The organism is Methylobacterium sp. Leaf91, assembly GCF_001422815.1.
Taxonomy (GTDB): domain Bacteria; phylum Pseudomonadota; class Alphaproteobacteria; order Rhizobiales; family Beijerinckiaceae; genus Methylobacterium.
Map to the genome: position 1 here is coordinate 1 of NZ_LMMP01000002.1, position 12,138 is coordinate 12,138.

Consider the following 12,138-nt stretch of genomic DNA (forward strand, 5'->3'; position numbering starts at 1 on the left):
CGACCTGCTCGACACGAACGGGGCGACCTTCGCCACCTTCACCGACACGGCCGGCACCCTCACCGTCACCTTCACCGGCACGAACGTGGCCACCTCGGCACTCGCCGACGCGGTGGCGCGCGCCGTCACCTATGCCAACACCTCCGACGCGCCGGCCTCTTCGGTCACGCTCGCCTGGACGTTCTCCGACGGCAATGCCGGTGACCAGGGCCCCGACGGAGCCGCGACCACTACCGGCACCACCACCGTCACGATCACGGCGGCGAACGACGCGCCGCTGCTCACCGGCACCCAGGCGACACTCCTGGCCGGCACGGAAGACACCGCCTTCACGGTGANGCCTGGACGTTCTCGGACGGCAATACCGGCGCCCAGGGCCCCGACGGGGCCGCGACCGCCACCGGCACCACCACCGTCACGATCACGGCGGCGAACGACGCGCCGCTGCTCACCGGCACCCAGGCGACACTCCTGGCCGGCACGGAAGACACCGCCTTCACGGTGACGGCGGCCCAGCTGCGGCAGGGCTTCGCCGACCCCGAGGGCACCACCCTCGTCCTCTCCGACCTCAGCGTCGATCATGGCACGATCGTGAGCGACGGCGCGGGCGGCTACACCGTCACCCCGGCCGCCGACTACAACGGCCCGCTCGTCATCAGCTACAGCGTCGGAGACGGCGCGGCTTCCATCCCCGCCACCCTGAGCACGACCTTCACGGCCGTGAACGACGCACCGTCGTTCATCGGTGTCGGAACCGGCGTGGTTCTCACCCCGGTCGGTGCCGGAACATCGTACGATTCCGGCCAAAGCGTCGCTGTGCAGGCGGACGGCAAGATCGTCGTCGCGGGCTATGGCCAGGGTAACGGCACCGGTTTCGACGTCGCGCTGGTACGCTACAACGCGGATGGTAGCCTCGATACGACTTTCGGCCCGGACGGGACCGGCAAGATCCTCACCCCGGTCGGCACCGGTGCGTCGAGCGACGCCGGCTCAAGCGTCACGGTGCAGGCGGACGGCAAGATCGTCGTCGCGGGCTACGGCAACGGCAGCGGCGGCCAAGACTTCGCGGTGGTGCGCTACAACGCGGACGGTAGCCTCGACACCGGCTTCGGCTCGGACGGAACCGGCAAGATCCTCACCCCGGTCAACACCGGCACGTCGGGAGACGTCGGCAACAGCGTCACGATGCAGGCGGACGGCAAGATCGTCGTCGCCGGCTACCGCGCCAATAGCGGCGAAACCGGTAACGACTTCGCACTGGTGCGCTACAACGCGGATGGCAGCCTCGACACCGGCTTCGGTACGGGCGGCAAGATCCTCACACCGGTCGGGACCGGCACGTCGTTCGACCTCGGTTCAAGCGTCACGGTGCAGGCGGACGGCAAGGTCGTCGTCGCAGGCTATGGCGCCGGCGGCGGTGGCACCGACTTCGCGGTGGTGCGCTACAACGCGGACGGCAGCCTCGACACCAGCTTCGGCCCGAACGGGACCGGCAAGATCCTCACACCGGTCGGGGCCGGCACGGGGCAGGACCAAGGCAACAGCGTCACGGTGCAGACGGATGGCAGCATCCTCGTTGCGGGCTACGGCGCCAACGGTGGCAACGGCATTGACGTCGCGCTGGTGCGCTACAAGACGGATGGCAGTCTCGACACCGGCTTCGGCCCGGACGGGACCGGCAAGATCCTTACACCGGTCGGCGCCGGGGCGTCGAGCGACCTTGCCTACAGCATCACGGTGCAGGCGGACGGCAAGATCATCGTCGCGGGCTTCGGCGACGGCGCCGGGACCGGCAGCGACTTCGCGCTGATCCGCTACAACGCCAACGGCAGCCTCGACACCAGCTTCGGCCCGGACGGGACCGGCAAGATCACCACCCCGGTCGGCACCGGCACGTCGCAAGACATTGGTCAAAGCGTCATGGTGCAGACGGACGGCAAGATCGTTGTGGTGGGCCGTGGTGCAGGCAACAATACCGGTAATGACTTCGCGGTGGTGCGCTACAATGCGGATGGCAGCCTCGACACCACGTTCAACCTGCAAAGCTCGCTCGGCGGCACGGTCGCGTTCACCGAGGATGGCACGCCCGTCATCCTCGACAGCGACGTCACCCTCTCCGATGCCGAACTCGACGCGCTGCAGGGCGGCGTCGGCGACTATGCCGGCGCCACGCTGACCCTTGCCCGCCAGGGCGGGGCGAATGCGCAGGACACGTTCGGCTTCGACGCCTCGACCTTCACGGTCTCAGGCAACAGCCTGCTCGACACGAACGGGGTGACCTTCGCCACCTTCACCGACACGGCCGGCACCCTCACCGTCACCTTCACCGGCACGAACGTGGCCACCTCGGCACTCGCCGACGCGGTGGCGCGCGCCGTCACCTATGCCAACACCTCCGACGCGCCGGCCTCTTCGGTCACGCTCGCCTGGACGTTCTCGGACGGCAATACCGGCGCCCAGGGCCCCGACGGGGCCGCGACCGCCACCGGCACCACCACCGTCACGATCACGGCGGCGAACGACGCGCCGCTGCTCACCGGCACCCAGGCGACACTCCTGGCCGGCACGGAAGACACCGCCTTCACGGTGACNCACCACCGTCACGATCACGGCGGCGAACGACGCGCCGCTGCTCACCGGCACCCAGGCGACACTCCTGGCCGGCACGGAAGACACCGCCTTCACGGTGAGAGCGGTCGACCTGCTGCAGGGCTTCGCCGATCCCGAGGACACCACCCTCGTCCTGTCCAACCTCAGCGTCGATCACGGCACCATCGTGAGCGACGGGGCGGGCGGCTACACCGTCACCCCGGCCGCGAACTACAGCGGCCAGATCACGATCAGCTACAGCGTCGGAGACGGCGCGGCCTCCATCCCCGCCACTCTGAGCACGGTGATCGCCCCGGTGAACGACGCACCGTCGTTCATCGGTGCCGGGACCGGCGTGGTTCTCACCCCGGTCGGCGCCGACGGGTCGTCAGACGTCGGCCAAAGCGTCACGGTCCAGGCGGACGGCAAGATCCTCGTCGCGGGCTATGGCGACGGGACCGGCCGCAGCGACTTCGTGTTGGTGCGCTACAACGCGGACGGTAGCCTCGACACCGGCTTCGGCCCGGACGGGACCGGCAAGATCCTCACCCCCGCCGCCCCCGGCACGGCGTCAGACTATGGCCGTAGCGTCGCGCTCCAGACAGACGGCAAGATCGTCGTCGCGGGGTATGGCGTAGGTGCCGACAACCGTTACGACTTCGCGCTGGTGCGCTACGACGCGGATGGCAGCCTCGACACCGGCTTCGGCCCGGACGGGACCGGCACGATCCTCACCTCGGTCGGCACCGGCCTGTCGAGCGACATTGCCTACAGCGTCACGGTTCAGACAGACGGCAAGATCGTCGTCGCGGGCTACGGTGAGGGCAGCGGCGGCCAAGACTTCGCGCTGCTGCGCTACAACGCGGACGGCAGTCTCGACACCGGATTCGGTCCGGACGGAACCGGCAAGATCCTCACTCCGATCAGCGCGGGCACGGCGTCAGACCAGGGCAACAGCGTCACGCTCCAGGCGGACGGTAAGATCGTCGTCGTGGGTTCCGGTTGGGGCAACGGCCAAGACTTTGCTGCGGTGCGCTACAACACGGATGGCACCCTCGATACCGGCTTCGGCCCGGACGGGACCGGCAAGACCCTCACCCCGGTTGGCGTCGGCATGTCGAACGACGCCGGCTACAGCGTCACCGTGCAGGCGGACGGCAAGATCGTCGTCGCGGGCTACGGCCAGGGCAGCGGGACCGGCTACGACTTCGCACTGGTGCGCTACAACGCGGACGGTACCCTCGATACTGGCTTCGGCCCGGACGGGACCGGCAAGATCCTGACCCCGGTCGGCGCCGGCACGTCGGCCGACATGGCCTACAGCGTCACGGTGCAGGCGGACGGCAAGATCCTCGTCGCGGGCGAAGGCATAGGCAGCGGCGGGCAAGACTTCACGTTGGTGCGCTACAACGCGGACGGTAGCCTCGACACCGGCTTCGGCCCGGACGGGACCGGCAAGATCCTCACCCCGGTCAGCGACCGCACAGCGGAGGATATTGCCAAAAGCATCACGGTCCAGGCGGACGGAAAGATCGTCGTCGCGGGCTACGGCATCGGGAGCGGCACCGGTTACGACTTCGCGGTGGTGCGCTACAACGCGGATGGCAGCCTCGACACCACGTTCAACCTGCAGAGCTCGCTCGGCGGCACGGTGGCGTTCACCGAGAACGGCGCCGCCGTCATCCTCGACAGCGACGTCATCCTCTCCGATGCCGAACTCGACGCGCTGCAAAGCGGCGTCGGCGACTATGCCGGCGTCACGCTGACCCTTGCCCGCCAGGGCGGGGCGAATGCGCAGGACACGTTCGGCTTCGGCGCCTCGACCTTCACGGTCTCGGGCAACGACCTGCTCGACACGAACGGGGCGACCTTCGCCACCTTCACCGACACGGCCGGCACCCTCACCGTCACCTTCACCGGCACGAACGTGGCCACCTCGGATCTCGCCGAGGCGGTGGCGCGTGCCGTCACCTACGCCAACACCTCCGACACGCCTCCGACCTCTGCCACGCTGGTCTGGACGTTCTCGGACGGCAATACCGGCGCCCAGGGCTCGGGTGGCGTCGGGACTACCACCGGCACCACCACCGTCACGATCACGGCGGTGAACGACGCACCGCGTCTCACCGGCACCCAGGCGACGCTGGCGGCCGGCAGGGAGGACACTGCCTATACGGGTCTGCTCTCCAACCTACTGAAGGGCTTCACCGACACCGACAGTGCAACGCTCGCGGTCACGAACCTGAGGGCCGACCATGGCACGGTGACGATCACGGGCGGGACCTTCACGCTTACGCCGGACGCCGACTATAAAGGTTTGGTTACGCTCAGCTACGATGTCGGCGACGGCACGGCCATCACGGCAGCGACCCGGGCGCTGACTCTCGCCTCAGTCAACGACGCCCCCGTCGCGACCGACGACGTGATCGAGGTTGTTCAGCGAAATTCCGTGGCGAGTGGCGTGCTCGGCAACGACATCGACCCCGACAGCGGCACCCTGACGATCACCGCGATCAGGGCAGTGACCGCCGGCACGACCCGGACGGCCGTCGACGGCGAGATTGTGATCGCCGGCCGCTACGGCACGCTCACACTGAAGGGGAACGGCAGCTACACGTACGAAGCTAATGCCGAGGGCCGGGTCGCGGTGGGAGCAAGCGTCGTCGACGACTTCCTCTACACGCTCTCGGATGGACAGGGTGGCGCCGGTTCCTCGCATCTGCGGGTGACTGTCACTGGCTCCAACCGAGGCGATGCGGGCAACAACGTCTTCTTGCTGACCGGCCCGGGGACGAGCGCCTCCGGGTATGACGGCGACGACACCTATATCGTCGACGATGCCGGTGATCGTGTGATCGAGGCGGCTGACGGCGGCACCGACATGGTCAGGACCAGTGTGAGCTTCACGCTGTCGGCCGGTCAGGAGATCGAGACGCTGAGAACCATGAGCGACACCGGCCTGGACGCCATCAGGCTCGGCGGCAACGCGTTCGCKAACACACTGATAGGCAATGCCGGTGACAACGTCCTCAACGGCGGCGCGGGCGCCGACCGACTCTATGGCTACGCTGGCGACGACAGCTACATCGTCGACGACGCCAGTGACCGCGTGTTCGAGGCGGATGGCGGCGGCACCGACATGGTCAGGACCAGTGTGAGCTTCACGCTGTCGGCCGGTCAGGAGATCGAGACGCTGAGAACCATGAGCGACACCGGCCTGGACGTCGACGACGCCAGTGACCGCGTGTTCGAGACGGATGGCGGCGGCACCGACATGGTCAGGACCAGTGTGAGCTTCACGCTGTCGGCCGGTCAGGARATCGAGACGCTGAGAACCATGAGCGACACCGGCCTGGACGCCATCAGGCTCGGCGGCAACGCGTTCGCKAACACACTGATAGGCAATGCCGGTGMCAACGTYCTCAACGGCGGCGCGGGCGCCGACCTGCTCTACGGCAAGGGCGGCAGCGATACGTTCGCATTCTCGTCGAACCTCGGCTCTGTCAATGTCGACCGCCTTACCGACTTCTCAGTACCGGAGGACACGGTCCAACTGGCCCGGGCCGTGTTCCGCGCTCTTACCACGGGGCAGCTTGCAGAGACTGCGTTCAAGGATCTCGGCAATGCCGGTGCCGTGGTGGATGCGAGCGATCGCATTCTCTACAACCACAAGAACGGTGCGCTCTCCTACGATGCCGACGGCAACGGGACGGCTAGCACTGCCGTCCAGTTTGCCGTCATCGGCACGAAGGAAACGCTGACTCACCTCGACTTCCTGGTGGCGTAAGCTTCGCAATGCGCTCTGGCCGATCAATCCTGCTCGGTCAGAGCCGAGCATGCCGTATGGGCCTTCGCCTTCACGCGATCCGGCAGCTTTCTGCCCCTTCACCACGTCAACCGCTATTGCATTGACTCAGACGGATGGTTCAGGGGCTCGGTTGCGGGCATCGAAGATGGCGGCGGCGGGCTTTATCCAGACGAAGGGGCGGGCGCTGCAGTTGTGCTCGGCGATATAGCGTTTGATGGCCACCTGCAGATCAACGACGCCACTGAACGTACCCCACTGGAGGCGGCGGCGTGTGAGCGTGGAGAAGAAGCCCTCGACCGCATTGAGCCATGAGGCCGAGGTTGGGTTGGAGGGACACGTTCATCGCGCGTGGCGGGTGTAGTCATGCGTCTGAGCGATAGGATGGCCGGGACCATGGGACGGGTTCGCTCCCGAGCCTGGATCTGGGACTCCTTATCCTGAGCCTGTCGAAGGATCGTCGATGGACAGCACGACGGCGTGGGCGGGCGGATTTGGTGTTGTGACTGACCACATCCTCCACATTCTCGGCGAGGCCGGGTCGTGCGAGCGCTTGAAGGTACGCACCCGATGCGGTTGCAGACGGTGCTCCTGCCAGACCCGCTGCACGAAGCGGAGAGATCCTGGTCTACGCAGCGACGGCGCGGCCGGTCCAGTGGATGACCTCATCCGGCGGCACCAAGCAGGTCAGTGCCAGAGCTCCCGCCACCGTTCCTGTGAAATGCGGCGGGGTGTCGGGCAGACAGGTCTTGTCGGGTAGCAGACCCTCTACGCCTTCTTTGTCAAAGCGCTTTTGCCAGAGCCCTCCCGCAGGCCAACTGTTCCCTGCCTCTCGAGCCACCTCTCCACGTTCAAGCGCTCGGTCGACCGCAGGATGCTGAGAGCGCGAACGATGCGCTTGAATGGCCGGGATTGGTCACCGGCAATCGCAGCCAGTTGTGACGTCGGTGGCTCATCGAAAGGTATCCAAACGGACTGAGCCATCACCCAGCTTCGCAGGCGTCAATCCCATCGTGAATCCTCTTGCCGCGTCAGGGCATTTAGGCCGCGAGCGCAGTCAGCAGGATCAGATCCTTGACGATAGGAGGTCTGCCTCAGACACTGACTTTAAGCACAGGGGCAGCGCGATAAGAGTTAGTCCGATACCGAGTGGGGCTGCCATAACGATGGCCTCTCGAATGAGTGGCGGGCCTAAGTTGACCTGATCGAGGATGCGAGTGCCGGTCGCGGCAACGACTCCCAACGTGACGAGCGCAGAGACACCCAGGACGATCTGTGAAATCAAGCCCGCGACGAAGACTACATTGGGTGCGAATTCGATCCGGTTGGAGTAACGGAGGCTCCTCACTTAACGATGTGCATTTCTACGGGATGAGCCGATTTTACCTGGGCGGAAGAGTTTAAGTCGTATGACGCTGCGGGTCGTCCCAGTGCGTCATCGTTAGTTATTTGAGATCGGACGTCCGCATTTTGGCTCCTTCGGTGGGGCTATGAAATATTCGAATACGAAATGAAAGTGTGTATTCTTATACAAACTGAAATATTCTTTGATTTTCATGCTAATCTGATGTCAGATCAGTCTGAGATAAGAATGGCGGCTATGGAGCTACCTAAATTTAAAGCAATAAACCTCGATCTCGCCTTTTCCCTTGAGAGACACCTTGCCGATATGGTTGATCGCGCTGCCGTCATGCACGCGGGCTGAGGCTTCCTCGGAGAGATGAACGGAACATCCGTCGCCGAGCGAACACAGACGAGCGGCCGCGTTCACCGTGTCGCCCCAGAGATCGAAGGTGAACTTCGACCGCCCGACGATGCCGCCAACGACGGAGCCGATGTGAATGCCAGCCCGGATTCGCCATCCGGTGGAGCCATCACCAGCGATGGACACCATGTCCTGCGCGCAGCGGATGGCCGCGGTCACCGGATCGGTATGGGGCGATAACAAATTGGCGGTTGCCATGAAGGCGTCGCCGATCGTCTTGATTTTCTCCATGCCGTGTTTGTGCGCCACGATCTCGAACGCTTCGGCCAGACGCTGAACTTCGGCCACGACGTCTTCGGGGCCTTTGCTGTGGCACCACGCCGTGAAGCCGACGAGATCGATGAAGAGCACTGCGACATCGTAAAAAAGCCGCGGCTTGACCTGGCCGGTGCTCATCAGCTCGCTCACCGCCGCGACGGTCAGGATAGCGTGCAGCAGGTCGTCCGCTCGTTTCTGCTGGAGCTTGATGGTTTCCAGATGGGCCACTTCCCGGTCGTGCAGCCGCTTCCTGTCGAGGCAGGCACGGATCCGCGCTTCGAGCAGTACCGGCTCGAAGGGCTTGGGAAGGTAATCTTCGGCCCCCATCTCGATACAGCGTACGACGCTGCTGATCTCTGTCAGCGCCGAGATCATGACCACCGGGGTATGACGGAGCCGGTCGTTCGACTTTATGCTGTCCAATACGGCGTAGCCGTCCAGTATTGGCATCATCACGTCGAGCAGGACCAAATCGAACGGTTCGGTATTCAGGAGATCGAGCGCAGCGCATCCGTTGGTGGCCCGAACGCTCTCGTGTCCGAGAAGCTCGAGCTCCTGCTCCAGCAGATCAAGGTTGAAGGCTTCATCGTCGACGATGAGGATGCGTGCGGGGTCCACAGGTCTCGTTATCTCCAGGTCGCAGCCGCTTCAGGACCGGCTGCGTTCAATCGAGCCATTGATGTAGCTTGGCGAAAAGCAGGTCTTCATCGACAGGCTTCGTCATGAAATCGTCGCACCCCGCCATCTTGGCCTTTTCCTCGTCGCCGCTCATCGCGTTGGCCGTGATCGCGATGACGGGAATGTTTCCCGTCGCCGGGTTGGCCTTGATCCGACGCGTCGCCTCCCAGCCGTCGATGACGGGCAGGGAAAGATCCATGAGGATGAGATCCGGGATATGGCTCGCGGCCATCGCGACGCCCGCACCACCATCGACGGCGATCAACAGCGCGTAGTCGTCCTCGAGGAGCTGAGTCAGCAGATCGCGATTGAGAGGGCCATCTTCGACAATGAGGATGGTCTTCATCGCGCGAAACCTTCGTAGTCTACGAAGAGATAGCCGGGGCGCTGCCCGGTGCTGGCAAGCCCTGTTTTTGTCCGGCTCGATTTTCCGGTGAGGACTCGGCAAATCCTGCGCCGATCCATGGCTCGCTGCCGGCCGATGCCGCGGCGCCCAACCAGGCTGTTCATCGAACGCATTCTCGCTTCCACGGCGCAGATCATTGGGCGATCTCGGCGCCCTGGGTTTCCAGCAAAGGCAATACCCGCCTGACCTCTCGGATGAGTGCGTCGCGGTCGAGACCCTGCTTGTCGATGAGCCCGCGCACGCGTTCCCGAAGCATGCCATGGTCGGCTGCGTTCAAGGATGCCGCCGTCAAGACGACAACGGGGATCGTGCGGGCAACGGGATCGGCCTGCAGGTGATCGAGGAAGGTGAGGCCGTCCATGCCCGGCATCAGGAGATCCAGGAGAATGACGCTCGGGCGCGCCTGCGCGATCCGTTCGAGGCCCGCGACGCCGTCGCGCGCCCATTCGATCGTACAGCGCTCGGTATCCAGCAACTGCCGGACGAGGTCGACCACGTTCGGGTCGTCATCGATCACGAGGATGCGTTCGCTGTCGGGGGCCGCGCGCCCAAGGGCGCCGATCAGTGACTCGCGCTCGAATGGTTTGACGATGCAGTCGCTGGCACCGAGGTGGAAGCCGAGCTCCTTCTGGTCGACGATCGAGATCAGGATGACGGGAATCTCACGCGTCAGAGGGTCGGTCTTGAGCGCATGCAGGACCTGCCACCCATCCGTTCCCGGCATCATGATATCGAGGGTGATGGCGCGCGGCTGAAGCTCCCGTGCCTTCCTCAGGCCGTCCTCGCCATTGGGGGCGCCGATTACGTCGTAGCCCGCGTCGAGCAGATTTTCCTTGAGGAGGTAGACGACGTTCGGGTCGTCATCGATGGCGAGCACGGTCCTGGACGAGGTCCGATTGACGGCTTCGGTCACAGGCGCCCGAGGGCTGGGTTGAGGTTCGACGTTGCCGTCGATACGCCGCGGAAGAGTGAGGGTGAAGGTCGAGCCCTTACCCTCCTGGCTGTCCACGCCCACGTCGCCGCCGAGCATCCGGGCCAGTCGGTGGCTGATGGCGAGGCCGAGCCCGGTTCCACTATGTGTTCGGCTTGCGGAATTGTCGACCTGTTGGAACTCCTCGAAGATCAGGGTCAGCGCCCCGCTCGGGATGCCGATGCCCGTATCGATCACCGCGAGTGCGATCCGGTCCCCGACCGCGCGTGCGCGCAGGGTCACCGAGCCGGTTTCTGTGAACTTGATGGCATTGCTGAGGAGGTTGATCAGGATCTGCCTCAGCTTCTCCTGATCGGTGCTGATCGTCTCCGGCAGGCCCTCAAAATCTTTGACCAGTCGCACGTGCTCGCTTTTGACCAGAGGCTCGAACGTACGGAGACAGAGGTCGAGGGTGGATTCGAGCGAGAATTCCGATGTCTTCACTTCCATCCGGCCCGCTTCGACCTTGGCGAGATCGAGGATGGTGTTGATCAGGGAGAGCAGATGCTCGGAACTCAGCAGGATCTTTTCTAAGTTTTCGAACTGCTTGATGGGCAGCACGTCCTTGGCGCGACGCATGATGAGCCGCGTGAAGCCGATGATGGCGTTGAGCGGCGTCCGCAATTCGTGGCTCATGTTGGCCAGGAAGCTGCTCTTGGATCTGCTGGCGTTCTCTGCCGTGTCCTTGGCCTCCCGCAGGTTCTCCTCGGCACGTTTGCGCTCGATCACCCGGCCGAGCTGCGCGCCGATATTGGCCATGACGTTGAGGAGCGCCCGGTTCGGTGCCTGCGCTTCAGCCGCGAAGAACTCCAGCACCGCGACGACCTCACGACCGATCGTGACGGGGAACCCGAAAGCCGCCCGGAACCCCTCCGCAGCGGCGGCACCGGCACGGGAATGGTCGGATTCCGCATCGAGATCGAGGACCCACATCGCTTCACCGGATGCCAACACGCGTCCCGGCAGCCCTATGCCGACAGGAAGCGGCGTCTCCGAAGCGACGGCCTGGAAGCGCGCAAAGCGCTCCGGCGTATCGCAATGCCAGATGCCGGACGACACCAGGGTTTCGCTGCCGTCATTGGCAAGCATGTAGGCGTGCCCGAGCGGCCATCCGGTATGTGCCGAGATCCGACCTAGGCAGATCTGCAAGGCATCCTCGACGTTGAGCGCCTCGTTGGCCGCGGCTGCCGTGACCTGCAGGAGCTCGACGAGAGTCGTCTGCTCCCGAAGTGCGAATTCTGCCTCCTTGCGCTCGGTGATATCGCTCCAGGATTCGACGACCTCGACAGGTTCGCCATGCGGGCCGCTGATCAGGCGCTGCTCGTCCCTTACCCAGCGATAGATACCGTCCTTGCGCCGGAACCGGTACTCGACGACGTGGTGGCCATTCGCGAGAAGATGGGGGAACTCGGCCAGAACTCGGTCCCGGTCGTCGGGATGAAGCCGCTCGAGCCAGAAATCGGGGCCCTCGAGATACTCGCTCGGCTCGTAGCCGAGAAGGTCCCGGACATTCTCACTGATGAATGTCGGTGCGTTGCGGCCGCCCACCTCGAAGCTGCAGATCATCGACGGTGAGGCGGTCAGGAGATAGGACACAGGAGCTGAGCGTCGAAGCAGTATCATTCGCGCGCGCCACATCACCGATCTGCTGCGTGCATCAGGGGAGC

3 protein-coding genes and 1 pseudogene are annotated in these 12,138 nt (G+C 64.7%); all 4 read right to left on the minus strand.

Going from position 1 to position 12,138, the window contains the following annotated elements:
* Positions 1-6,502: 6,502 nt before the first annotated feature.
* A pseudogene (locus ASF32_RS24280) lies at positions 6,503-7,378 on the minus strand (IS630 family transposase).
* A gap of 622 nt (positions 7,379-8,000) precedes the next feature.
* Positions 8,001-9,035, minus strand: coding sequence for an adenylate/guanylate cyclase domain-containing protein (locus tag ASF32_RS02755; protein ID WP_056423420.1), 1,035 nt, complete (start codon positions 9,033-9,035; stop codon positions 8,001-8,003).
* A gap of 46 nt (positions 9,036-9,081) precedes the next feature.
* A complete protein-coding gene (locus ASF32_RS02760; protein WP_056423423.1) occupies positions 9,082-9,441 on the minus strand; it encodes a response regulator in 360 nt (119 codons plus the stop codon).
* Positions 9,442-9,634: 193 nt separating this feature from the next.
* Entirely contained in the window at positions 9,635-12,067 is a 2,433-nt protein-coding gene (locus tag ASF32_RS02765; RefSeq protein ID WP_244477870.1) for a response regulator, read from the minus strand.
* Positions 12,068-12,138 lie beyond the last annotated feature (71 nt).

Bases quoted from the DNA above. Each gene is read 5' to 3' on its own strand.
- ASF32_RS02760 (WP_056423423.1), bottom strand. From the start codon at position 9,441: ATGAAGACCATCCTCATTGTCGAAGATGGCCCTCTCAATCGCGATCTG.